This is a genomic window from Caulobacter sp. 73W (genome assembly GCF_041021955.1).
Classification (GTDB): Bacteria; Pseudomonadota; Alphaproteobacteria; order Caulobacterales; family Caulobacteraceae; genus Caulobacter.
Genome location: NZ_CP158375.1, coordinates 3,002,529 through 3,026,460 on the forward strand (window position 1 = coordinate 3,002,529; position 23,932 = coordinate 3,026,460).

The 23,932-nt window shown below is 69.2% G+C and carries 23 protein-coding genes; 5 read left to right on the top strand and 18 right to left on the bottom strand.

The features are described from left to right. Positions 1–31 precede the first annotated feature (31 nt). Positions 32–262, bottom strand: coding sequence for a hypothetical protein (locus ABOZ73_RS14235; protein WP_277787884.1), 231 nt, complete (start codon positions 260–262; stop codon positions 32–34). A 2-nt stretch (positions 263–264) separates the two neighbouring features. After that, positions 265–453 (bottom strand): hypothetical protein, encoded by a 189-nt coding sequence (locus tag ABOZ73_RS14240; protein WP_277787883.1) that lies wholly within the window; start codon positions 451–453, stop codon positions 265–267. A 148-nt stretch (positions 454–601) separates the two neighbouring features. On the opposite strand from ABOZ73_RS14240, the gene ABOZ73_RS14245 reads away from it, so the two are divergent. Beyond that, complete coding sequence (locus tag ABOZ73_RS14245; RefSeq protein WP_369058799.1) at positions 602–1,732, top strand: acyltransferase family protein; 1,131 nt, start codon at positions 602–604, stop codon at positions 1,730–1,732. On the opposite strand, the gene nadC is transcribed toward ABOZ73_RS14245, so the two are convergent. The 4 genes from nadC to ABOZ73_RS14265 form a co-directional block, all read right to left on the bottom strand. Beyond that, complete coding sequence (nadC, locus tag ABOZ73_RS14250) at positions 1,729–2,571, bottom strand: carboxylating nicotinate-nucleotide diphosphorylase (protein WP_369058800.1); 843 nt, start codon at positions 2,569–2,571, stop codon at positions 1,729–1,731. The genes ABOZ73_RS14245 and nadC overlap by 4 nt on opposite strands. Next, positions 2,568–4,094 carry an L-aspartate oxidase gene (locus ABOZ73_RS14255; protein ID WP_369058801.1) on the bottom strand — a complete coding sequence of 509 codons (1,527 nt, stop codon included), beginning with the start codon at positions 4,092–4,094 and terminating at the stop codon, positions 2,568–2,570. The genes nadC and ABOZ73_RS14255 overlap by 4 nt, the downstream gene beginning before the upstream one ends. Positions 4,095–4,222: 128 nt before the next feature. Further along, positions 4,223–5,338 (bottom strand): quinolinate synthase NadA, encoded by a 1,116-nt coding sequence (gene nadA, locus ABOZ73_RS14260; RefSeq protein ID WP_369058802.1) that lies wholly within the window; start codon positions 5,336–5,338, stop codon positions 4,223–4,225. Positions 5,339–5,578: 240 nt separating this feature from the next. Continuing rightward, on the bottom strand, positions 5,579–7,933 hold the full coding sequence (locus ABOZ73_RS14265) for a PAS domain-containing protein (protein WP_369058803.1): 2,355 nt from the start codon (positions 7,931–7,933) through the stop codon (positions 5,579–5,581). A gap of 148 nt (positions 7,934–8,081) precedes the next feature. Between ABOZ73_RS14265 and ABOZ73_RS14270 the strand changes: the two genes are divergently transcribed. Next, a complete protein-coding gene (locus ABOZ73_RS14270) occupies positions 8,082–8,561 on the top strand; it encodes a Dps family protein (protein ID WP_369058804.1) in 480 nt (159 codons plus the stop codon). A 55-nt stretch (positions 8,562–8,616) separates the two neighbouring features. After that, positions 8,617–9,738 carry a cell wall hydrolase gene (locus tag ABOZ73_RS14275; protein ID WP_369058805.1) on the top strand — a complete coding sequence of 374 codons (1,122 nt, stop codon included), beginning with the start codon at positions 8,617–8,619 and terminating at the stop codon, positions 9,736–9,738. A gap of 115 nt (positions 9,739–9,853) precedes the next feature. Here ABOZ73_RS14275 and trxB read toward each other — a convergent pair whose 3' ends face one another. Next, complete coding sequence (gene trxB / locus ABOZ73_RS14280) at positions 9,854–10,855, bottom strand: thioredoxin-disulfide reductase (RefSeq protein ID WP_369058806.1); 1,002 nt, start codon at positions 10,853–10,855, stop codon at positions 9,854–9,856. A gap of 45 nt (positions 10,856–10,900) precedes the next feature. Here trxB and pseI point away from each other — a divergent pair, with 45 nt between their 5' ends. Further along, positions 10,901–11,965 (top strand): pseudaminic acid synthase, encoded by a 1,065-nt coding sequence (gene pseI / locus ABOZ73_RS14285; protein WP_369058807.1) that lies wholly within the window; start codon positions 10,901–10,903, stop codon positions 11,963–11,965. Here the strand turns inward: pseI and ABOZ73_RS14290 are convergent. From ABOZ73_RS14290 to ABOZ73_RS14330, 9 genes are all read right to left on the bottom strand, one after another. Next, positions 11,949–12,659, bottom strand: a complete 711-nt coding sequence (locus ABOZ73_RS14290) for a WbqC family protein (protein WP_369058808.1) — start codon at positions 12,657–12,659, stop codon at positions 11,949–11,951. The genes pseI and ABOZ73_RS14290 overlap by 17 nt on opposite strands. Then, positions 12,656–13,906, bottom strand: a complete 1,251-nt coding sequence (locus ABOZ73_RS14295) for an NAD(P)-binding protein (RefSeq protein WP_369058809.1) — start codon at positions 13,904–13,906, stop codon at positions 12,656–12,658. The genes ABOZ73_RS14290 and ABOZ73_RS14295 overlap by 4 nt, the downstream gene beginning before the upstream one ends. After that, a complete protein-coding gene (locus ABOZ73_RS14300; RefSeq protein WP_369058810.1) occupies positions 13,903–14,550 on the bottom strand; it encodes a methyltransferase domain-containing protein in 648 nt (215 codons plus the stop codon). Before ABOZ73_RS14300 ends, ABOZ73_RS14295 begins: the two co-directional genes overlap by 4 nt. 58 nt (positions 14,551–14,608) lie before the next feature. After that, positions 14,609–15,559 carry a UDP-2,4-diacetamido-2,4,6-trideoxy-beta-L-altropyranose hydrolase gene (pseG, locus tag ABOZ73_RS14305; RefSeq protein WP_369058811.1) on the bottom strand — a complete coding sequence of 317 codons (951 nt, stop codon included), beginning with the start codon at positions 15,557–15,559 and terminating at the stop codon, positions 14,609–14,611. A gap of 53 nt (positions 15,560–15,612) precedes the next feature. After that, positions 15,613–16,332, bottom strand: coding sequence for an NTP transferase domain-containing protein (locus ABOZ73_RS14310; RefSeq protein WP_369058812.1), 720 nt, complete (start codon positions 16,330–16,332; stop codon positions 15,613–15,615). 31 nt (positions 16,333–16,363) lie between these two features. Then, on the bottom strand, positions 16,364–17,356 hold the full coding sequence (locus tag ABOZ73_RS14315; RefSeq protein ID WP_369058813.1) for a mitochondrial fission ELM1 family protein: 993 nt from the start codon (positions 17,354–17,356) through the stop codon (positions 16,364–16,366). After that, positions 17,347–17,820: a transcription elongation factor GreA gene (gene greA, locus ABOZ73_RS14320; RefSeq protein WP_277787131.1), complete on the bottom strand. Its 474-nt coding sequence runs from the start codon at positions 17,818–17,820 to the stop codon at positions 17,347–17,349. Before greA ends, ABOZ73_RS14315 begins: the two co-directional genes overlap by 10 nt. 102 nt (positions 17,821–17,922) lie before the next feature. Continuing rightward, positions 17,923–18,144 (bottom strand): hypothetical protein, encoded by a 222-nt coding sequence (locus tag ABOZ73_RS14325; protein WP_369058814.1) that lies wholly within the window; start codon positions 18,142–18,144, stop codon positions 17,923–17,925. Between the two features lie 38 nt (positions 18,145–18,182). Beyond that, the gene (locus ABOZ73_RS14330; protein ID WP_369058815.1) at positions 18,183–18,848 is read right to left on the bottom strand and encodes a glutathione S-transferase family protein; all 666 of its coding nucleotides are present in this window, start codon (positions 18,846–18,848) and stop codon (positions 18,183–18,185) included. A gap of 115 nt (positions 18,849–18,963) precedes the next feature. On the opposite strand from ABOZ73_RS14330, the gene ABOZ73_RS14335 reads away from it, so the two are divergent. Further along, on the top strand, positions 18,964–19,266 hold the full coding sequence (locus tag ABOZ73_RS14335) for a hypothetical protein (protein WP_369058816.1): 303 nt from the start codon (positions 18,964–18,966) through the stop codon (positions 19,264–19,266). 20 nt (positions 19,267–19,286) lie between these two features. Here ABOZ73_RS14335 and ABOZ73_RS14340 read toward each other — a convergent pair whose 3' ends face one another. Together ABOZ73_RS14340 and carB are read right to left on the bottom strand one after the other, a co-directional pair. After that, positions 19,287–20,570, bottom strand: coding sequence for a glycosyltransferase (locus ABOZ73_RS14340; RefSeq protein ID WP_369058817.1), 1,284 nt, complete (start codon positions 20,568–20,570; stop codon positions 19,287–19,289). A 12-nt stretch (positions 20,571–20,582) separates the two neighbouring features. Continuing rightward, entirely contained in the window at positions 20,583–23,879 is a 3,297-nt protein-coding gene (gene carB / locus ABOZ73_RS14345; RefSeq protein WP_369058818.1) for a carbamoyl-phosphate synthase large subunit, read from the bottom strand. Positions 23,880–23,932 lie beyond the last annotated feature (53 nt).

Genomic DNA, 23,932 nt, shown 5'->3' on the forward strand with positions numbered 1-23,932 from the left:
GATGGGCCTTCCGCTCACGCCCCGCAAGTCGTCAGGGCTTGGCCCGCTCCGTGGAGTTTTCCTCGAAGTCGCTCTTGGCCTCGGGGTTGCGCGCATGATGGATGTCGCGCTCCCCCCCGCCGCCGGAGACGTGACTGTGACGGGTGTTGGTCGGCTCGCCCGGCGCGCGGGGATCGACCTTGGGAGGCTGAGGCTTGGAGGCGTCCTCGTGGCTCGCGCCCGGGCCGCCCCACCGCTCGGTGTTGGGGTGCTTGTCCGGCATGATCAGCGGTCCTGCGTGCTGAGGTGGGCCGTGGTGTTCTGACGGGTGTTGGCCGTCTGGCCCTGCTGGTCGGGGTTCACGCCGCTGCGCTCGGCGGCGCTGTCGTGCGGGGCCTTGGCGTCGCGGAGCTGGGGCTCGTCGCCGCCGGCCACGCTGCGTTGCTCGGGCGGGATGGGGGGCTGCTTGGACATCGTGCCTCTCCTTGTGGTGTGGAGAGGTAACCGATGTGGAAAGGGGCTGTTCCAAGCCTGACAGGGGACGTTCCATATCGGCCACACCTTACGACGCGCGACCTCTCGCCTGTTTCGCCGTGGGGCGACCTGTGCCATGGACGGGCTCGTGAACGCGTCCCCCGCCAGCGCCCAAAAGGTCTCCCCCGCCGTCCGCGGCGGCGCGCTGGACGCCCTGCGTTTTCTCGCCGCCCTGCTGATCGTTCTCTACCACTTCGGGTCCGAGGGACCGTGGAAGCTGTGGCGGGTGCATCCGGTCTTCGCGCGGGGCTTCCTGGCGACGGATTTCTTCCTGCTGCTGTCGGGCTATGTCCTGGGCCGCGCCTATGGCCCGCAGGTGCTGGCCGGCAAGGTCACCGCCCTGCGTTTCCTTTTGCGGCGGGTGATGCGGGTGTGGCCGGCGCACCTGATCGTTCTGGCCGCCTTCGCCGTCTCGGTCGTGCTGTTCAACATGACCGGCACGGACGCGCACAGCCCGACGCGGTTCATGTGGAACGACCTGCCGCTGCAGACCTTCCTCGTCCACGCCTGGCACCTGTTCGACGGGGGCGATGGCTGGAATCTGCCGAGCTGGTCGCTATCGGCCCTGATCGTCTGCTACGCCTTCTTCCCGTTCCTGTGGCGGGGCGTGGCCAGCGTGCGCTGGGCGTTCCTGCTGCCGCTGATCGGCCTGGCCGGGGTGCTGGCGTTCAACGCCCTGTCGTGGCGGATGTGGAGCCGGCCGCTATACGATCTGCCATTCAATGACGGCCTGTTCCGCGCCGCGCCGCTGTTCGCCCTGGGCGCCTGCCTGGCGCGGGCGGTGGAGCTGGGCTGGCCGACGATCCCGGTCGCTCGCGCCATGCTTTGGGGCGGCTCGGTGGTGTTCGTCGGCCTTCAGGTCTTCGGCCGCTTCGATTTCGCGTCGATCCTGTGCATCGCGGCCATCGTGCTGGGCGCGGGCCGCCTGCCGGTGACCAAGCCGTCGAAGCTGATCGAGGAGGCGGCCAAGCTGTCCTTCGCCCTGTTCATCACCCACACCTTCACCGGCTTCCTGTGGTTCACCGCCCAGCACGCGGCGGTGCGGGCCATGCCGATCTGGCTGGGTGTGCAGTGGGGCCTGTGGTGGCTGGCCTTCCCGGTGTCGATGTACGTGGCGTGGCTGTTCCACAAGCACGTGGATCAACCGGTGCAGGACTGGCTGGCCCCGTGGCTGCGCGGCAAGCCGAAGGCCAAGCCGCAGGATCCGACGCCGATCTAGGCGTCCAGCCCGATATCCAGCACCGGGGCCGAATGGGTCAGGGCGCCGACGCTGATGACGTCGACGCCGGTCTGGGCGATCTGACGCACCGTTGACAGGTTCACGCCGCCGGAGGCTTCCAGCACCGCGCGGCCGGCGGTTTGGGCGACGGCGGCGCGCAGGTCGGCGAGGCTGAAATTGTCGAGCATGACCACGTCCGGACCATGGGTCAGGGCGTCTTCCAACTGGTCGAGGCGGTCGATCTCGACCTCCACCTTCATCAGGTGGCCGGCGAAGGCGCGGGCGCGGCGGACGGCTTCACCGACCGAACCGCAGGCGGCCACGTGGTTGTCCTTGATGAGGATGGCGTCATCCAGGCCGAAGCGGTGGTTGATCCCGCCGCCGCAGCGCACGGCGTACTTCTCTAGGGCGCGCAGGCCGGGGGTGGTCTTGCGGGTGTCGACGATGCGGGCCTTGGTCCCGGCGACCGCCGCCACGTAGATCGAGGTCAGGGTCGCGACGCCCGACAGGCGGCACAGCAGGTTCAGGGCCGTGCGCTCGGCTGACAGCAGGCCGCGGGCGTTGCTCTCCACCCGGGCCAGGACCGTCCCGGCCTTGGCGGCGTCGCCGTCGGCGACCAGGGGCGTGAAGGTGGCTGCCGGGTCCATGGCCAGGATCGCGAGACGGGCGCAGTCGAGGCCGGCGATCACGCCATCCTTGCGCAGGCCGAAGCTCGCGCTCAGCCGCGCCTCGGCGTCGATGGTGGCCATGGCGGTGACGTCGCCGGCCCGGCCCAGATCCTCGGCCAGGGCGGCGCGGACGACGGGGTCGATCAGGACGTCGGGAAGCGAAGGGGTCATTCGGCGGCGATCAGGCTGCGGGCGGATGCGCCCTCGATGATGGTGCGGGCCGCCTGGGCGGCCAGGGGGAAGTCGGCGCGGAAGTGACCGCCCCGGCTTTCCTGCCGCTGCAGGGCGGCGGCGGCGACGAGACGCGCGGCGATCAGGGCCGGGGCGGCGCCGTGGGCCTGCTCCAGCCCCTCGATCAGGCCGCACAGGCGGGCCAGGCCGTCGGCGTCGCGGACCACGCCGGCGTCGCGGCTCATGGCGATGCGCAGTTGGTTCAGCGCGGCGGCCGGCAGTTCCGGCGTCGGGGCGGCGGCCAGGATGGCGGTGGCGGGCAGGGCCTCGTCGCGGGCCGCCTCGCCGGCGCGGGCGCCGAACACGGCGGCTTCCAGCAGGGAGTTGGAGGCCAGGCGGTTGGCGCCGTGGACGCCGGTGCAGGCGGCCTCGCCCGCCGCGAACAGGCCGGGCAGGGAGGTTTTGCCGTCCAGGTCGGTCCACACGCCGCCCATGTGATAGTGCGCGGCCGGGGCGACGGGGATCAGCTCGCGGCGCGGGTCGATGCCGCCGGCGCGGCAAGCCTCGAACACCGCCGGGAATTCGTGCGGGAAGTTCGGTCCCACCGCCTCGATGGCGTTGAGGAAGGTCATGCGGCCGTCGGCGCGCTCGGCATGCAGGCCGCGGGCGACCACGTCCCGCGGCGCCAGATCGCCGCGCGGGTCGTAGCGGGTCATGAACGGCTCGCCGAACACGTCGACCAGGAAGGCGCCTTCGCCGCGCAGGGCCTCGGTGGCCAGGGGGGCGGGATCGGCGCCGATGTCGATGGCCGTGGGGTGGAACTGCACGAACTCGGGATCGGCGATGCGGGCGCCGGCCAGGGCGGCCAGGCCCAGCCCCTCGCCACGCACGGCGCGGGGATTGGTGGTGACGGCGTAGAGGCCGCCCAGCCCGCCGGTCGCCAGGATCACGGCGGCGGCGCGGATTTCGACTAGGGCGCCGGCCTGTTCGACCCCAGCCTGTTGAACAAGGGCGCCGCGGACGCGGCCGGCCGCGTCTCGCAGCAAGGCGACGGCGCGGGCGTTCTGGCGGATCTCGATGTGGGCGGCGGCCCGGGCGGCGGCGATGACCGAGGCCATGATCGCGCGCCCGGCGCCGTCGCCGCCGACGCGGGCGACGCGGGCGCGGCCGTGGGCGGCCTCCAGGCTCTGGGCGAAGCCGCCGTCGGGCGTGCGGTCGAAGGGCGCGCCGAGATCGGCGAGGCGGCGGACAGCCTCCGGCCCTTCGCGGGTCAGCAGGGCGACGGCGGCGGGATCGCAAAGGCCTGCGCCGGCGGCGATGGTGTCGGCGGCGTGAAGTGCAGGCGTGTCGCCGTCCGACAGGGCGGCGGCCATGCCGCCCTGAGCCCAGGCCGAGGAGCAGCCTTCGTTCAGCGGCGAGGCGCTGAGCACGAGCGTCTGGCGCGGCGCGGCCGACAGGGCGGCGGTCAGGCCGGCCAGCCCCGCGCCAAGGATCAGCGGGCCGTCGATCGTGATGCGGTCCATGGGGACCTCCTCAACCAATCCTCTCCCTCTGGGGGAGGTGTCCCGAAGGGACGCAGGGGCTCGCTGACTCAGCAAAACCCGCTCCACCGCTTCGCGGTCCCCCTCCCCAGAGGGGGGAGTTACAGTCGTCAGATCAGCTCCACGTCCACGTGGTGGCGCGCCTTGACCAGGTCGTAGCGGGCCGGTTGGGCGGGGGGCGGCAGGTCGATCATCCGCTGGACAGCCAGGCGCGCCCGTTCGGCGATGGCGGGGTCCACCGTCACCTCGAACTCGTCGTTGACCAGGGCGTCGTAGATGTTCTGCAGGGTGATCCGCTTCATGTGCGGGCACAGGTTGCAGGGGCGGACGAACTCGGTTTCCGGCGCATCGGCGGCGACGTTGTCGGCCATGGAGCACTCGGTGATCAAGACCACCTGCTTGGGCTTCCTCGACACCACGTAGTCGTTCATGGCGGCGGTGGAGCCGGCGAAGTCCGACACCTCCAGCACCTCGGCCGGGCATTCGGGGTGGGCCAGGACCTCGGCGCCCGGATAGGCGGCCTTGATCTCAAGGATGTCCTCGGCGGTGAAGCGTTCGTGCACCTCGCAGCGGCCGGCCCAGGCGATGATCTTCACCTCCGTCTGGCGGGCGACGTTGCGGGCCAGGAACTCGTCGGGGATCAGGATCACGCGATCCGTACCCCATTCCTTGGCGGCCCATTCGACGACCTGCACGGCGTTGGCGCTGGTGCAGCAGATGTCGGTCTGCGCCTTCACGTCGGCGGTGGTGTTCACATAGGTGACGACCGGCACGCCGGGATAGCGCTGCTTGATCAGGGCCACGTCGGCGCCGGTGATCGACGAGGCGAGCGAGCAGCCGGCCTCGAGGTTGGGGATCAGCACCTTCTTGTCCGGCGACAGGACCTTGGACGTCTCGGCCATGAAGTGGACGCCGGCCTGGATGATGATCGCCGCGTCCGACTTGGCCGCTTCCTTGGCCAGGGCGAGGCTGTCGCCCACGAAGTCGCCCACCCCGTGGAAGATCTCCGGCGTCATGTAGTTGTGCGCAAGGATCGCGGCGTTCTTCTCGCGCTTCAGGCGATTGATCTCGGCGATCAGGGGCGCGTGCAGGCGCCATTCCAGGGGGCTGACCTGGGCCTTCACCTTTTCCCACATGGGGGCGGTGAGGGCTTCGACCTCGGGGGTGAAGACCAGGTGAGCGGAACCGTCTGCCATCTCGATCCTCCTTATGCTCAAAGTGAGCATTACGGGGGCCAGAAAAAACGCCGGGCCGAGAGCGCCGGCGCCCGACTTATGCTGAAAGTGAGCAAAAGTCGTGAAAGACATATAAACGTCAAACCGGGTTCCGGAAAGAGGCGCGAATCAAAAAGCCTCCTTGGGCGCCGGTACCAGCCAGCCCTCGTACCGCCTATGAACCCCGCTCATCCCCGCGAAGGCGGGGATGAGCGGTTGATGTTGCCGCTCCATTGAATGCTAAGCCGCTGCTCAGGCCGGCTGGGTCGCTTCCGCCGCCCGAGCGATGGCCGCGGCCAGGGCGTCCATGGCGTAGGGCTTGCGCAGCAGGGGCCAGGGCGCGGCCTCCGCCAGGGCCAAGGTCTCGCCCGTATAGCCGGACGACAGAACAACTGGCAGGCCGGGGCGCGTGCGGGCCAGCTCCCGCGCCAGGTCCACGCCGCTGGCGCCGCCGGGCATGATGACGTCGGTGAGCACCAGGCCGACCTCGGCGTCGCAGGCGGCGATCTTCAGGGCCGTGTCGACGTGGTCGGCGCGGATCACCCGGTGGCCCAGCTCGACCAGCATGGTCTCGACCAGATCGCCCACGTCCTGGTCGTCCTCGACCAGCAGGATGGTCAGGCTGACGGCGGGGGCGGGCGTCTCGGCGGTCGGCGCGGCGGGTTCGGCGACGCGGACCGGCTCGGCGACCATGGGCAGCAGCAGGGAGACGGTGGCCCCCTGGCCCGGCGCGCTGTCGATCATCACGCCGCCGCCGCTCTGCTTGGCGAAGCCGTAGACCTGCGACAGGCCAAGGCCGGTGCCCTTGCCCACGGGCTTGGTGGTGAAGAACGGCTCGAACACCCGGCGGGCGGTGTCGGCGTCCATGCCCTCGCCGTCGTCGCGGACGAAGATGCGGACATACTTGCCGTCGGGCAGGTCGCTGGTCGGCGGCGCGTCCAGGCACGCGGTGCCGATGACGATACGGCCGTTGGGGGCGGCGTCGCGGGCGTTGACCGACAGATTCAGCAGGGCGGCCTCGAACTGGCTTGCGTCGATGCGCGCGGCGCAGTTCTCGGCCCGCAGGTCCAGCTCCAGGGTCACCGCTTCGCCGATGGCGCGGCGCAGCAGCGGCTCCAGCTCGGTGATCAGGGCGTCGGCGTGCAGCACCTCTGGCCGCAGGGGCTGGCGGCGGGAGAAGGCGAGAAGCTGCTGGGTCAGGCGCTCGCCACGGCGGGCGGCGGACATGGCCGCTTCGACCAGACGCTCGCGGCGGCGCGGATCCTCGGGGTTCTTCTGCACGATGTCGAGGGCGCCGATGACCACGGTCAGCAGGTTGTTGAAGTCGTGCGCCACGCCGCCGGTCAGCTGGCCCACGGCCTCCAGCTTCTGGGCCTGGATCAGGGCGGCCTGGGCGGCGTCGCGCTCGGCCAGGGCGACCTCGGTCCGCTCGGTGAGCGAGACGTTGACCTGGGCGAGGGTCAGCTGGGCCTGCTTGGCCTCGGTGATGTCGAAGCCGATGCCGATGAAGCCGATGAACGCCCCGCTCGGACCGTAGCGGGGCTGGGAGTAGGACTTCAGCCAGCGCCATTCGCCGTCCGCCCGACGATAGCGGGCCTCCAGCGAGAACGGCTTCATGGACGCCTCGCCCGCCACCTGGTCCTTGAGGATGCGGGGCAGGTCTTCGGGGTGCAGCACGTCGCGCCAGTCGAGGTCGAGGGCGGCGTCGCCCTCCAGCCCCGAGAACTCCACATAGGCGCGGTTGACGAACTCGCGTCGGCCACCGCGCAGCGACACCCACATCAGGGCCGGGGCGCTGTCGGCCAGGGCGCGGAACCGAGCCTCGCTTTCACGCAGGCTTGCCTCGGCGGCGCGGCGGGCGGTGACGTCGAAATTGACCCCGATCAGGCGAGGGCCGGTTTCCGGATCGTCGATGATCTCGCCCCGGCTGTGCAGCCAGCGTTCGCCGCCGCTCTCGCTGGTCTGGGCCAGGCGATACTCGACTTCATAGACGCCCCCCCGGTCGATGGCGGCCAGCACGCCGTTGCGCACCCGTTCGCGATCGGCGTCGTTGATATGGGCCAGGAAGGTCTCGAAGTCGGGGCGGACCTGGGCCGCTATGCCGACATTTCGGCGAAAGCCTGGGGACCACTGAATGTCCTGGGTGACGAGGTTCCATTCCCAGACGCCAAGGCCGATGGCGGCCTGAGCCAGCTGGAGGCGGGTTTCACTGGCGGTCAGGGCCTGTTCGGCGTTGGTGCGGGCGCGGTCGGTCTCATCCAGGCGGATGATGGTCGCGCGCAGGGCCTCGGCCGCCCCGGCCGTCAGCGCCGCGGCAAGCAGATAGAGCACCAGGGCTCCTTGCTGGATCGGCGTGAGCGGATGCCCCGAGGCGCCGGCCCACTGCCACCAGGTGACCGCCGCGCCGGCGGCGATGCAGACCGCGCCCCAGCGCCAGCCGCCATAGAGGGTGGCGACGATCAGGGCGGGGAAGAAGGCTTGGGTCGGGCTGATGTCGGCCGAGATGCCGGCGACCGTCAGATAGAGCAGGATGGCTCCGCCGACCGAGGCGGCGGTTACGGCGAAGCCGCCCAGAAAACCCGGTGAGCGGATGGGAGCTAGCCGCATCGCCAGGAGTTCTGGTCGGAAAGCGGGCTTGCGGGCGCCGTCCCTGGACATTCGGGCTTTGTACCTTCGAAAGCGCAGCTTCCGCCCTGCTACATCTTGTCACCAAGATGGACGACCATACCTTAGCGATGCAACAGAGGAGATGCGCATGCCGGCCAAGATCAACACCGGGTTCACGGACGCTCAACGCAAGGCGATCGGCGAGGCCCTGTCCAAGGTGCTGGCCGACAGCTACGGCGTCTATCTGAAGACCCATGGCTATCACTGGAACGTGCGCGGTCCCTATTTCCAGTCGCTGCACGTCCTTCTGGAAGGCCAGTACACCGAGGAGTGGGCGGCGCTGGACCAGATCGCCGAGCGCCTGCGCGCCCTGGCTGTCGCGGCGCCCATGGGCTACGGCGCGTTCGGCAACCTTTCGGCCATCCGCGACGGTGATCCGGAAAGCGGCTGGGAAGCCATGCTGGGCGAGCTGCTCAAGGACAACGAGACCCTGATCGCCACCCTGCGCGCGGCCGTCGAGCCGGCGGAGGAAGCGGGCGACGAGGCGACCGTCGACCTGATCACCCAACGTCTGGCCGCGCATGAAAAGCACGCCTGGATGATCCGCTCGACCCTCGACGGGAAGTAGGCGTCTGCGCACGCGCCTGGCCAAGGGGCTTGCTCTCGTCACGGCGATCGTCGCCGTGGCGGGGCTGGGCGCGTGCGCGAGCCGCTACTACCTGGCCCGGGGGACGGGCAAGTCGCAGGGCGTGGCCGCCACCGCCCGCGGCCTGTCGGATCGCGCCTTCGGCCGGCTGACCGCCGACATGGACGACGCCGCGCTGTCGGTGGCGCGGCGGCACGATACGGTTCCGCGCCTGGACTACTGGGGCCGCGTTCCCGGCTGGGAGCGGCTGGACCTGAAGACCCTTCCGACCCTGTCGCTGACGACGGTCGATTTCGACACCGCCCGCAAGATCAACGCCTTCAAGGCCGCATCCCCTCTGCCCCTGGCGCCCGCCAGGCCGTTCGTGCTGAAAGCCGGCGGCGCGGAGCGGGATCGGGCTTTGCAGTGCCTGTCGCAGGCGGTCTATTTCGAAGCCGCCTATGAGCCGCTGGAGGGACAGCAGGCGGTGGCCCAGACGGTGCTGAACCGCATGCGGCATCCGGGCTATCCCAAATCGGTCTGCGGGGTGGTGTTCGAGGGCTCGCAGAGGGTGACCGGCTGCCAGTTCAGCTTCACCTGCGACGGCTCCCTGGCCCGGCCGCTGAACCCCGTCCTCTACGCCCAGGCGCAGTCTGTGGCTCGCCGGGCGCTGAACGGCTTCGTGCTGAAGAGCGTGGGGACGGCGACCCACTATCACGCCGACTATGTGGCGCCGTACTGGGCGCCCACCCTGGTCAAGCTGCGCCAGATCGGGGCGCACATCTTCTACCGCTGGACCGGCCCGGCGGGCGAGCCGGCGGCGTTCACCGGCCGCTATGCGGGCGGGGAGCTGAAGCTGACCCAGGCGGTGCTGACCGGCTTCGACGCCCGCATCCAGAACCCGACGCCGGACACCCTGGTGATCGACGGCAAGGCCGTCGCCACCAAGACGGTGACCATTCCCGGCCCGACCGGCCGCATCGAGGTGGTGCAGGTTCCTGACGCCAATGCGCCGGACGGCATGCGCACACGCGTCCGCACCACCCTGGCCGGACGCCGTCAGGCGACGCCCGAGGAGATGGAGCAGATCAACGCGCGGCTGAAGGCGCTGGAGGAGCGCATGAGGCCCCCGGCGGAACCGGCGGCGACGGAGCCGAAGCCGCAACCTCAGCCTCAGTAGGTGCTCCCCCCGCTGGGGGAGGGGGACCGCAAAGCGGTGGAGGGGGGCCTGACTCAGCAGTCCCCCTCCGGCCCTCCGGGCCACCTCCCCCAGAGGGGGAGGATCTCAGGTCAGCTTACCAGGCGCCGATCTTCTCGGCTTCCGCGTGGCTGATCGGGTTGTGGGCCTTGGCGTGGTCTTCCTCGGCCAAGAAGCGCACGGCCTCCAGGGCCGCCATGCAGCCCATGCCGGCGGCGGTGACCGCCTGGCGATAGACGTCGTCGGTGACGTCGCCGGCGGCGTAGACGCCCTGGACGGCGGTCGCCGCCGTGCCGGCCTTCACCTTCAGATAGCCGCTGGAATCCATCTCCAGCTGGCCGGCGAACAGTTGCGAGGCCGGGGCGTGGCCGATGGCGATGAACACGCCGTCGCAGGACAGGTCGCGGGTCTCGCCGGTCTTGACGTTCTTCAGGCGAACGCCGGTGACGCCCATCGGGTCGCTCTCGCCGGTCACCTCGTCGAGGACGCTGTCCCAGACCACCTCGATCTTGGGGTGGGCCAGCAGGCGTTCCTGCAGGATGCGTTCGGCGCGCAGCTCGTCCTTGCGGTGGACCAGGGTGACCTTGCTGGCGAAGTTGGTGAGGAACAGGGCCTCTTCCACGGCGGTGTTGCCGCCGCCGACCACGATCACTTCCTTGCCGCGATAGAAGAAGCCGTCGCAGGTGGCGCAGGCGCTGACGCCGAAGCCCTGGAACTTGGCCTCGCTGTCGATGCCCAGCCACTTGGCCTGGGCGCCGGTGGCGATGATCAGGGTCTCGGCCAGCCATTCGGCGCCGCTGTCGCACTTCACATGGAAGGGACGCTTGGACAGGTCGACGGACAGGACGATGTCGTTGATCATCTCCGTGCCTACGTGCTCGGCCTGGGCGCGCATCTGATCCATCAGCCAGGGACCTTGGATGACGTCGGCGAAGCCCGGATAGTTCTCCACGTCGGTGGTGATGGTTAGCTGGCCGCCGGGCTGGATGCCCGCGATCAGGACGGGCTTCAGCAGGGCGCGCGCGGCGTAGATGGCGGCGGTGTAGCCGGCGGGGCCTGAACCGATGATCAGGCAGCGAGTGGTGCGGGGCTGGGACATGATGGTGTAATTTAATGACCGATTCCCCTTCTTGCGAGCGGCCCGATGAGCTCATCCCCTGAAATCGAGATCGCTGGACGCAAGATTGGCGCGGATCACCCGCCTTTCGTGATCTGCGAGCTATCGGGGAACCACAATGGCAGCCTGGATCGGGCGCTTCAGATGGTGGACGCGGCGGCTGACACCGGCTGCGCGGCGATCAAGATCCAGACCTATACGGCCGACACCATCACCATGGACGTCGATCGGCCGGAGTTCCATATCAACGGCGGGCTGTGGGACGGCCGCAGCCTGTACGAGCTGTACCAGGAGGCCCACACGCCCTTCGAATGGCACGAGGCGCTGTTCGAGCGCGCTCGCCAGCGGGGGGTGATCCTGTTCTCCAGTCCCTTCGACGAGACGGCGGTGGATCTGCTCGATGGTCTCGGCGCGCCGGCCTACAAGATCGCCAGCTTCGAGGCGGTGGACCTGCCGTTGATCCGCTATGCCGCCGCCAGGGGCAAGCCGCTGATCATCTCCACCGGCATGGCCAATCTGGAAGAGATCGAAACCGCGCGCCGCGCGGCGCTGGAGGCCGGGGCGGCGGGCGTGGTGATGCTTCATTGCGTCTCCAGCTATCCTGCGACGCTGGAGGACGCGAACGTGCGCACGGTCGCCGATATGGCGCGGCGTTTCGATGGGCCCGTGGGGCTGTCGGACCACACGCCGGGTTCGGCGGCGTCGGTGGCGGCGATCGCCCTGGGCGCCAGCGTCATCGAGAAGCACTTCACCCTGGCGCGGGCGGATGGCGGGCCCGACGCCGCCTTCAGCCTGGAGCCGGGGGAATTCTCGCATCTGGTCAGCGAATGCGACGCGGCGTGGCGTTCATTGGGGCATGCGCATTACGACGTGCTGGGGTCGGAGCGAGGCAGCCTGCAGTTCCGGCGCTCGCTCTATGTGGCGGCGGACGTCCCGGCGGGTGGAGAGCTGACCCGCGCCAATGTGCGCTCCATACGTCCCGGGGCGGGCTTGCCGCCGGTGGAGCTGGACAAGGTGCTGGGACGTCGTGCGACCCGGCCGCTGGTCCGAGGCGAACCGCTGGCCTGGGATATGATCACCCCGGACGCCTGACCAGGTCCGCCGTCCCAGCCCAACCCAGGTTCATCACCGCATCGATGAAGCCCATGTAGGGGGTGAATTCCGGTGATCCCTGCTCATAGGGCTGGGGAACGAAGTCCATGAAGCGGACCGGGAACCCCTCGGCTTCGAAGACGCCCTCCTGCGTCATGTAACCCTCGGATCCCCGGGGCGAGATGTACTGCTCGACATTCATCGCGCGGCACAGGGCCAGCAGGTGACGTGACCGGGTTTCACCGCAACCCAGATCGGAGGCCCGCACGAACCGGGGGGCCAGTCCAAGACGGCTCGCCGCGGCCTCGATCAGTCCGGCCGTGAACTGCGACAGTCGGTCAGCCGGCCGCGCCAGCTGCTCCTCCATGAAGGCCAGGCCTTCGGCGGCGCCGGGGCGTCCTGCGTAGGCGTGACGGAGGGACTGCAGATGCTTGGCGCGCCAGGGCTGATCGTCGGCGATGTGGATAGAGTCGAGGGCGGTGTCGCGATCATGTCCCCGGACGGGGATGGTGAGCATCTGTTCCTGTCCAGATAGCAGGATGCGATTGCGTGACTGCCAAGAGCGCCGGGCGAACTGCACGTCGTCGAGGAAGATGAACACCTCACTCGCCGCGATCAGCTCGAAATAGCCGAGATAGGGCAGGTAGGTCGGCTGCATGATCGCGGCCGTCCGCGCTGCTTGCGGCGTCGTCATGCGCGCTGCGCCGCGGGACGGGTGGCCGCGATGGCCTGGATGAGGCCCTCCCGTATTTCGAGGAGCTTCTGCGTCTTGCCGTAAGGCTCCCAAGCGCCCGGAACGAGGGCGGCGCCGCATCGGCCATAGAGGCGATCGCGCAGCTGGCCGAGCATCTCGACGACCGCTGGAGAATGATAGATCCAGCGAGGGCGGTGAGCCTCGTCGATAAGCCGCCCGAGGGTCGCGCCGCCGACGCCCTCCAACAATCTGGCGGCCTCGGACCGAAGCGCGTTCTCGTCCGCCGGCCGGACACATTCCAGCGTCAAGAGCGTTTGGTCGCCGCTGGCGTACAGGTAGGCGCGGAACACCGCCCCGGTCGCCGTGAAGTTCTGAACGTAGAACGGCGCCGCGATCGAGGTCCGGGCTTCGAAGGTGTAGGTCGAGAAGGTCTTGCGGACCTGTTCGGGCGTGCGCAGGCCGACGGCCTTGGCCAGGGGCAGGGGGTTGGCGGCCCAGAGCACGGTCTCGCCCCTGTCGACGGCTTCGAACGCCTGGGTCGGGGTGACCAGGGTTTCGGTATCCACCTGGACCCCCAGCGCGGTCAGCCGTTCCGAGAGGGTGCGGAACATGGCGGGGAAGCCGTTCGTGGGAAGCGTGGCCTGGGCGTTGTGGGTACGTCCCCACAAAGCCGAGGGCAGGCCGAAGAGTTCGTCGCTCAGGGGATCGGCCCGCTTGGCCTGGGCCAGGGCGTCGATCGGCGCGTCGACGGGATAGACCCGGTTCACCGCCAGGGCGACCGCCGTGTCCGGATGCAGGGCGGCGGGATCAGTGTCCAGGTGCCAGCGGCAATAGCGGGCCAACGCCGCCTCGATGGCCGGCGGATAGGCGGCGAAACGATCGGCCAGATTGGCGAAGTCGCGCGGCCTGGTTTGCAGGCCACCCGGCCAGGCGGGCCCCCCGAACCCTTCCACGCACCGAAATTCGCCTTGCTCGTCGAGGCTGACGGAAGCGTAGCGATTGGAGAAGACGTCCAGCGCCACGCCGTGACGAACAAGCGTGTCGGTCACAGGATCGCCGGGCGGAGCGAAATAGATCGTCGCCTCGCGTATCTCCAGATCGTCGATCACGCGCGAGCGCGCTACGCCCCCAAGGCTGTCCAGCCTTTCGTGCAGGCGCACTTCGTCATAGCCCAGTTCCGGCGCATCCAGGGCGGCGAGGAGGCCGCTGAGGCCGCCGCCGACAATACGAAGGCCGGCGACGGTCATGACCGTCGTTGGCCCCAGACCACGATGTCGCTGTTGCCCGGCACAAGGCGGCCGGACTGGATGTTGTCGAAACGGATGCGCAGCAGGGCGGTCGGCTCCAGGCCGAGCGTGCGCTTCAGCAGATCGGTCAGCGCGCTCTCGTCATAGAAGAGGTTGAAGGCGCCGGCTTCACCGGTCTCCTCGGTATCGAGGATAAAGCCGTGCGGTTCGGTTTCGCGTCCGCGGGCGTAGCGATAGTCGTCCCGGGCCCGGGTCCTGACGAAGACCGCGCATCCCGGAGCCATCAGCGGCGCGACCCCCGAAAGCAGGCGTTCAGCCTGAGCCGCCGACACGTAGCAGAGCATGTTGGGGATCAGCAGGGCGTCGATGGGTCCGCTGAGCGGCGGCGGGCCGGCGGAGAGGTCGGCTTCGACGATCTCGGCTTCCTCTCCAAGGTTATGCGCAGCATCGGCCAGGGCGCGGGCGTCGCGGTCGACATTGGTCACGCGCCAGCCGTAGCTTTTGTAAAGCGACAGGTTGTTGCCCGTGCCGCCGCCCAGCTCCACCGCCCGGCCCGGGCGGCTATCGAGTCGCGCCTTGAAGAAATGGCGAACGACGGCCTCGTCCGGGTATTTGAGTCCGCGTATCGAGGGGAGCTGGATCATGAAGGCCTGTTATGCGCACTGCGTCGCCGAAGGGTCTGAGCTTATGCTTAATATGCGGCTAAGGTCCGACGTCCTTGATGTGCGTCAGAATGGCGTCGGCTGTCCGGGCCGCGCCCAGGCCGTCGCAAACAGCGGCGGCGGCTTCTGACATCTCGGCCCGAAGCCGCTCCTCTCGCAAAAGCTCACCGACGCGTTCTTCCAGCCTTTCGGCGAAGGCGGCGTCAGAGGCTTGGATCGTCGACACCGCCCCGCGTCTTTCAAGCGCATGCGCGGCGGGAGCCTGGTTTTCAGCCAGAATGACGAGGATCGTCGGGAGGCCCAAAGTGCAGCGCTCCCAGCTCGTTGAGCCCCCCGCGCCGATGGCTATGTCCGCCGCGGCGGTGAGTTCAGCCATGCGGTGCGTCTGTTCGTGCAGCCGCAGGCGTGGCTCCTCGGCGGCCCTGTCGCGCAGGCGAGGCAGGCTCGGCGCCTGGGACCCCACCACGACATCGAACTCGACCCTTGGGGTCTTGGTCAGCAGGGCGTCGATCACCCTGCCCGTGACGCCATCCAGATCGGTCAATCCAAGGGACACCAGGACCCGCCGCACGGGGGCCGTGGCGCGGCGGCGGAGCGTTTCGTCCCGCAAGCGGGCGAATTCGGCGCGCACGGGCGCGAAACTGGGACCCAGCAGAAGGCGCGCGTCTTTGGGCGTCAGGCCGGCATAGTCTTCCGCGCGACGGTCCGGACCAGCGTCCAGAACGAGGTCGGCGCCCAAGAGGCGATCGGCGAGATCGTCGATCGCCATGGTCGGCCGCCCCGCCGCCATTGCGCGATGGTCGGGTTCGGAAAGGCCGTAGTGATCGAAGACCACCAGATCGTAATCCAGGGCCTGTTCCGGGCTCCGCGCCTCGCGCCCGATACGCTGGTCGGCGAAGGCGTCGAGCAGCGGCGAGACATGGGCGCCTGCGTGGAAGGCGCAGGCATGACCCCGATCGGCGAGGGCGTGGGCCAGGGTCAAGGAGCGCATGACATGCCCCCCGCCGACCGTCGGTCCTGCGTCGGCGACGAACAGCACCCGTTTCAAAGCCGTCGGTCCCCGCCCCAGGCGGCCAAGTCCGCCCGACCGCGGACGAATGCCCGCACGTCGTCGCTGGTGAAGGCTGGATTGGCCGGCAAGAGGGTGTCGAACACCTGTCGAACGAACGCGTAGTCGTCCGGTCTGTCCACCGTCCAGCGAACCTCCGATTCATCGACGGGGGGGCGTACGGCCGCGTCGCGCCAGAGGTCAGGGCGGGTGTGGAAGATCCAAGTGACGTGTTCGCGCTCTTCGGAGCTGGTCGCCATGGCGGCGGCGCGGCGCAGGGCCGGAGCGGTCATGACCTCCACGTCCAGGCCCTTGGCGAAGGCGGCGTCCGCAGGGGTGTTGGTGGTGTAGTCGGCCCTGGCCCGCAGATGCTCATCGATGCAGGTGTCGATAAGCGCGGGGTCGATCAGGGGGCAGTCACCGGTCAGGCGGACAACGTGATCGGCCGGCCCAAAGGCTTCCAGCGCCCCGATGAAGCGCGCCTGGACATTGTCGAGCGAGCCTCGATAGACGTTGAGGCCGTAACGAGCCGCCGCCTCGGCGAGCGGATCGTCGGAAGCTTCGTCGCTGGTGGCCACCACCAGCCTGTCGATCCGTTTGGAGCGGGCGACCCGCTCGCATTGGCGGATCAGCATCGGCGCGCCGGCCAGGGGCAGCATCACCTTCCCGGGAAGGCGGCTGGAGCTCATGCGGGCCTGGAGAACGGCGAGGATCACGCGGTCAGACTAGCGGTGATTCCCTGCCGGTTCATTGCCGGGCGCCCATCCGTTCCAGCACTTCCGCCGCCAGCCGGTCCGTCTCGGCCAGGGGCTCGTAGGTCCAGCCGTGGAAGTGGCCGCCGAAGGGGCGGGCGGCGCCGTGGTCTTCGAGGGACTGGTGGAAGGCGCGGAATTTCCGGCTTTCGCCGTCCATCTTAAGCACGAAGACCGGCTTGCCGGTGCCGGCGGCCTCGACCGCCATGTTGGTGCTGTCCTCGGTGACGCAGATGTAGTCGGCGGCGGCCAGGAAGGCGAAGTAGGGGTTGGGCCCCTCGCCGTCCCAGATCATGCCCGGCAGGTGTTTCAGCCGCGCCTTCATCAGGGTCTTGGCCTCGTCCGGGGTGCGGCGCGAGAAGGTCATCATCAGCGAGCCGCCCTCGTGCTCCAGCGGCAGGACCAGGTCGCGGGCGATGCCGGCGGCGCGGGTCTGGCTGAGGTCGAAGGCCTTGGAGCGGCCGCCGATCAGCACCGCCACGCGGGGATGCGGCAGGCGGTTCAGCTTGCGGGCGAAGGCCTTGTGGTCGGCGGCCATGCGGGCGGCGGTCACCCGGTGCGGCGAGCCGACCAGGGGGACGACGTTGTCGCCGGTCAGGCGGTCATGCTTGGGCGGGGCGACCAAGTCGAACAGGCGGGACGGGGCCTTGGGGTCCTGCAGCTGGACCACGAAGGTCTTGCCCTTTGACCAGCGCTTGACCCGGATCGACAGGGGGATGCTGGCGCGGCCGCAGCCGATCCAGATGTCGGGCCAGGGGCCGACGATGTCGCTTTCCGGCGTCAGGGTGGCGCGCGGGAACGGGTGCAGGCGCCAGGGCAGGCGGCGCCAGTTTCCACGATAGGCGATGCGCTTGACGACGATGCGGGCGCGGGTCTGGCGCGCAATGGCCTCGGCCAGGCCGACGGCCTGGGCCTCGATCCCCGCGCGTCCGTCCGAAACCGCCCAGATGACGAGCGGTTCGGACGGGCGGGCGGCCTCTAGATCCACTCGACCTTGAGGATTTCGTAGGCCTTCACGCCGCCGGGGGTGTTCACCTCGACGACGTCGCCGGTCTCCTTGCCGATCATCGCGCGGGCGATGGGCGAGGCGATCGAGACGCGGCCCGACTTCACGTCGGCCTCGTGCTCGCCGACGATCTGGTAGCGCGCCTCTTCCTCGGTGTCCTCGTCGACGACGCTGACGGTCGCGCCGAACTTCACCTGGGTGCCGGACAGCTTGGAGACGTCGATGACCTGGGCGCGGGCGATCTTGTCCTCGATCTCGGCGATGCGGCCTTCGATCCAGCCCTGACGCTCCTTGGCGGCATGGTACTCGGCGTTTTCGCTGAGGTCGCCGTGCGAGCGCGCCTCCGCGATGGCGGCGATGACGTTCGGCCGCTCAACAGTTTTCAAACGCTTCAGTTCTTCGTCGAGGGCCGTATAGCCCCCGGCGGTCATCGGGACTTTTTCCATTGCGGATTTAGCTCGGTCGCCCTGGGTTTGATTCTTGGCCGCGGGCGCAGACGTCCGGGGGCTGAGAGGATAGGGGGCCATTCCCCCCGGATCAAGGGTTGTTCAGGGAAGCTTCACCGGCGGTTGATTTTCCTCGACTTTCGGGCGGCGGCCCAAACGGGCGTAACCGTAAAGAATCAGGCCGATCAGCCCGACCCCCAGGGCGACGAACACCGCCACGCCGATCGCCGCCCCCAGAACGTAGAAAAGACCAAGGACGATGACCGCCGCGATGGCGGCGACGACGGCCAGTATAAGGCCGCCGGCGAGGGAGGTGCGTTTCATGCCGCCCTCAACGCACCACCACGGCGAAGGTTCGCCGATCAGGCGTAGGCGTACGGCCCGCCGCGCTCCAGGGCCTTCTGATAGGCGGGCCGGGCGTGGATGCGCTGCAGGAACGCCTTCAGTTTGGGCTTGTCGGCGCCGAAGGGCGAGCGGGAGGACGCCGCCTCCAGCGGGAAGCTCATCATCACGTCGGCGGCGGTGAAGTCCGGCCCGGCGAACCATTCGGACTTGCTGAGCGTGTCTTCCCAATAGGCCTGCTGGGCGGCCAGCTGCGGGTCGATGAAGCCGGCCTGGGCCTTGGCGGCGATGCCTTTCACGATCGGCTTCAGCAGGCCCGGCGCCCGTTCGGGCAGAACGCCGAACACCAGCTTCAGCAGCAGGGGCGGCATGGCCGAACCCTCGGCGAAGTGGAGCCAGTGGGTGTAGGCGCGCTTCTGCGCCGTGCCGGCCGGCGGGACCAAGCGGCCGGCGCCGTAGGTCTCCAGGATGTATTCGACGATGGCGCCCGTCTCGGCCACGGTGATGTCGCCGTCGGTGATCACCGGCGACTTGCCCAAGGGATGCACCGCCTTCAGCTCCGGCGGGGCCAGCATGGTCTTGGCGTCGCGCTGGTAGTGCTTGATCTGGTAGGGCGCGCCCAACTCCTCCAGCAGCCAGAGCACGCGCTGCGAGCGGGAGTTGTTGAGGTGATGGACGGTCAGCATCGGCGTTTCCCTGATCAGTGTTCAGATCACTGTGCATCAGGGCCGGTGCGGCGCAAAGCCCCAGGAGGCGCTTGGCCGCATGGTCAAGCTGGGGCGCGGTTTGTAGCCATGTCGGATGTCCGACAAACCCTCGCGCCTTCCCCGCCTGGCCCGACAGATCGCGTTCTTCGCGGCGGCCGGCCTGCTGCTCTTCGTCGTCGTCTTCCTGCTGACGGCCAACTGGGGACGAGGCGAGGCGAACGTCAGCGGCAAGTGCCGCGACGCGGTGGGCATGGCCGCCTACAGCATCGACGGCTGGCAGGCGATCAAGGACAGCTGCACCGCCAGCGAACTGTCCGCCCTGACCGCCGAGTTCCAGGCCAACGGCGTGTCGACCGAGCACATCGAGCTGAGCCGGCGAATGCAGCAGGCGCGTTGATCGGCGTGCTGCCTCTAGCATCAAGCCGCGCCAGCCAACCCCAGCACTAACCCCGCCCCAACCATCGCGCCATCCTCGGCCGCGCTGAGTGCGCCCACCTCGGCGGCTCTAGCCGCCACCGCCGCGTCCCCCATCAGGCGCCCTAGCGTCTGCGCCACGGTCGAGGCCTTGAATCGCTCGCGCTCCAGCACGGCGCCGACTCCGCGCGCCGCGACGCGGGCGCCGTTGTCGTGCTGGTCGCCCAGGTGGGGCGCGACGAGTTGGAGGCGACCGGCGCGCAGGGCTTGCTGGGTGGTGCCGACGCCGCCCTGGTGGACGTTGGCGGCGGCGCGGGGGAAGAGCAGGGAATAGGGCGCGTAGGGGACGGCGATGACGTCCGGGCCGTCGGCGAGGCTTGCGTCTCCGTCGGGGCCGACCAGCAGGACGGCGCGGCGCCCCAGGGCGCGGGCGGCGGCCAGGCCCTGAGCGTAGAACGATCCGGGGATGTTCACGGCGGCGCTGCCCAGGGTGAAGACGATGGGCGGCTCGCCCGCGTCGAGGAACGCGGCCAGGTCGGCCGGCAGGGTCGGCGGGCCGCCGGCCTCGCTGTCATAGGCGGCGTAGCCGGTGATGCGGGTGTTCTTCGGATGGTCCGGCAGCGCGCCGCCAAGCTGAGGCGAGAACAGGCCGAGGATCAGGTCGGCGCGCCAGGGGGCGTCGAAGACCACGTTGTCCCGCGTGGGCGGCAGGTCCAGTTCGGCGCGGGCGGCGTTGAGGCGTCGGGTCCAGCGACTAGTGGACAGGCGGCCCAGCGCCAGGGTGGCGCGGTTGAGGGCGAGGCCGGCGGGGTCGGTCCAGGGCTTCAGCCAAGGGGTGATGGGCGGCGGTTCGTACGCCGACATGAACAGCATGGGCGACAGGGCGACGCTGACGAAGGGGAGGGCGAGCGCCTCCGCCGCCAGCTGGGCGCCCACTGCGAAGGCGGAGCCGACGATGATGTCGGCGCCCTTGGCCTGCTCGATCAGGAGGCGGGCGCTGGCGGCGATGTTGGGCAGGACAACCTTCTCGTAGAACCAGAAGTCCGAGCCGGCGATCTTTTCGGTGATGCCGGCAAGATCGAGGCCGAGCTGCGCCTCGAACTCGGCCAGGTTCGGACTGGCCTCAAGAAATGCCAGGCCCTCGGCCTCGACCTTGGGGCGGAACTCCGCCTGGGTTGCGATCTCGACCCGCGCGCCGCGGCCGGCGAGCGCCTTGCCGAGCGCGAGGAAGGGGTGGAGGTCTCCCAGGGAGCCGGCGGTCGCCAAGACAATGCGAGGCGCCGCCATGCTCGTTGTTCCTTACGCGTAGCTCTGCAGGGGCCGGACCTCCAGGGCCGCCGTCTCGGCTTTCGGCGAGGCGATGGCCTGGGCGGCGGCGAGGGCGCCGGCGGCGGTGGTGTAGTAAGGGATCTTCGACATCAGGGCCGAGCGGCGGATCTCGAAGCTGTCGGCCAGGGACTGCTTGCCTTCGGTGGTGTTGAAGACCAGCTGGACCTCGCCGTTCTTCATGGCGTCGACGATGTGGGGGCGACCCTCCAGCACCTTCTTGACCACTTCGACCTTGAGGCCCTGCTCGGCCAGGTAGGCGGCCGTGCCGGTGGTGGCCAGGATGCGGAAGCCGGCCTGGATCAGCAGGCGGGTCGGCTCGACGATGAACGGCTTGTCGGCCTCACGCACCGAGACGAAGGCGCAGCCCTGGCGGGGCAGGGTGACGCCGCCGCCCAGCTGGCTCTTGGCGAAGGCGCGGGCGAAGGCGGGCATGAAGTCTTCGCCCTCGCGCTTCCAGTCGAGGCCCATGACCTCGCCGGTGGAGCGCATCTCAGGGCCAAGCACCGTATCGACGCCGGGGAAGCGCGCGAACGGGAAGACCGCCTCCTTCACCGCGATGTGGTCGTACGGCTTGTCGGTCAGGCCGAAGCTGGAGAGCTTGGCGCCGGCCATCACCTTGGCGGCGATGGAGGCGACCGGCTGGCCGATGGTCTTGGCCACGAAGGGCACGGTGCGCGAGGCGCGCGGGTTCACTTCCAGCACGTAGATGCGCGGGTTGTCGCTGTGCGGCTCTTCGATGGCGAATTGCACGTTCATCAGGCCGCGGACCTTGAGCGCGAAGGCCATGGCCTCGGTCTGGCGCTTCAGCTCGGCGATGGTCTCCGGCTTCAGCGAGAAGGGCGGCAGGGAACAAGCCGAGTTCCCCGAGTGCACGCCGGCCTCCTCGATGTGCTCCATGACCCCGGCCACGAAGACGGTCTCGCCGTCGCACAGGGCGTCGACGTCCACCTCGGTGGCGCGGTTCAGGTACTGGTCGATGAGGACGGGGCTGTCGCCCGACACCTGCACGGCGGTGCGGATGTAGCGGTCCAGCTGCTCGTCGTCATAGACGATCTCCATGGCGCGGCCGCCCAGCACGTAGGAGGGGCGAATGACCACGGGGTAGCCGACCTTGTGCGCGCCGGCGAAGGCCTCTTCGGCGCTGCGGGCGATGGCGTTGTTCGGCTGGGCGATCTTCAGGTCGTGCAGCAGCTGCTGGAAGCGCTCGCGGTCCTCGGCCAGGTCGATGGCGTCGGGGCTGGTGCCCAGGATCGGGATGCCGGCCTGTTCCAGGGCGTTGGCCAGCTTCAGCGGGGTCTGGCCGCCGAACTGGACGATGACGCCCAGCAGGGTTCCCTTGGTCTGCTCGACCGCCAGCAGCTCCAGCACGTCCTCGCCGGTCAGCGGCTCGAAATACAGACGGTCGGAGGTGTCGTAGTCGGTGGAGACGGTCTCGGGGTTGCAGTTGACCATGATCGACTCGATGCCGACCTGGTCCAGCGCGAAGGCCGCGTGGCAGCAGCAGTAGTCGAACTCGATCCCTTGGCCGATCCGGTTGGGACCGCCGCCGAGGATGACGGCCTTCTTGCGGTCCGACGGATCGCTCTCGCAGTCCGGCAGCTGGCCCAGGGCGCCCGTCTCGTAGGTCGAGTACATGTAGGGGGTGTCGGCGCGGAACTCGCCGGCGCAGGTGTCGATGCGCTTGAACACCGGGCGCACGCCGTGGGCGTGGCGCTGCCTGCGCACCTCGTTTTCGGTGAGGTTGGTCAGCTTGGCGAGGCGGGCGTCGGAGAAGCCCATGGCCTTCAGGCGGCGGAAGTCGGCGGCGTTGTGCGGCAGGCCGCCGGCGCGGACCAGACCTTCCTGGCGCACGATCTCGGCCAGCTGGCGCAGGAACCAGGGCTCATACGAACAGGCGGCCTCGATCTCCTCGACCGTCAGGCCGTGGCGGAAGGCCTGGGCGATGACGCGCAGGCGGTCCGGGGTCGGGTTGCCCAGGGCGCGGACCACGGCGGCCTTGCCGGTGTCCGGATCCTCGGCGCCCTCGATCTCGACGTCGTCGAGGCCGGTGAGGCCCGTCTCCAGGCCGCGCAGGGCCTTTTGCAGGCTTTCGGAGAAGGTGCGGCCGATGGCCATGACTTCACCGACCGACTTCATGGAGGTGGTCAGGTACGGCTCGGAGCCCGGATACTTCTCGAAGGCGAAGCGCGGGATCTTGGTGACCACGTAGTCGATCGACGGCTCGAACGAGGCGGGCATGGCGCCGCCGGTGATGTCGTTGGCCAGTTCGTCCAGGGTGTAGCCGACGGCCAGCCGGGCGGCGACCTTGGCGATCGGGAAGCCGGTGGCCTTCGACGCCAGGGCCGACGAGCGCGACACGCGCGGGTTCATCTCGATGACGACCATGCGGCCGTCCTTGGGGTTCAGCGCCCACTGGACGTTGGAGCCGCCGGTCTCGACGCCGATCTCGCGCAGCACGTCGATGCTGCCCTTGCGCATCCGCTGATATTCCTTGTCGGTCAGCGTCAGGGCGGGGGCGACGGTGATGGAGTCGCCCGTGTGGACGCCCATCGGGTCGATGTTCTCGATCGAGCAGACGATGATGCAGTTGTCGGCCTTGTCGCGGACGACCTCCATCTCGAACTCCTTCCAGCCCAGGACGCTCTCTTCGATGAGCACCTCTGTGGTCGGCGACAGGTCCAGACCGCGCTCGACGATCTCCTTGAACTCTTCGACGTTGTAGGCGATGCCGCCGCCGGTGCCGGCCAGGGTGAAGGACGGGCGGATGATCGCCGGCAGGCCCACGAAGTCGAGGCCTTCCATGGCTTCGTCCATCGTGTGGGCGGCCTTGGAGCGGGGGCTTTCCAGCCCCAGCTTGTCCATCGCGTCGCGGAATTTCTGGCGGTCCTCGGCCTTGTCGATGACCTCGGCCTTGGCGCCGATCATCTCGACCTTGAACTTCTTGAGCACGCCCTGCTCTTCGAGCGCCAGGGCGGTGTTCAGCGCCGTCTGGCCGCCCATGGTGGGCAGCAGGGCGTCAGGGCGCTCCTTCTCGATGATCTTGGCGACGATGTCGGGGGTGATCGGCTCGATATAGGTCGCGTCCGCCACGTCTGGATCGGTCATGATCGTGGCCGGGTTCGAGTTGACCAGGATGATGCGGTAACCCTCGGCGCGCAGGGCCTTGCAAGCCTGGACGCCCGAGTAGTCGAACTCGCACGCCTGGCCGATGACGATCGGGCCCGCGCCGATGATCAGAATGGACTTGATGTCTGTGCGTTTGGGCATGTCGGTCTCGCGCGCAAGGGCGGTCGCGCGGCGGCGCGCCCGTCCCCTAGGTC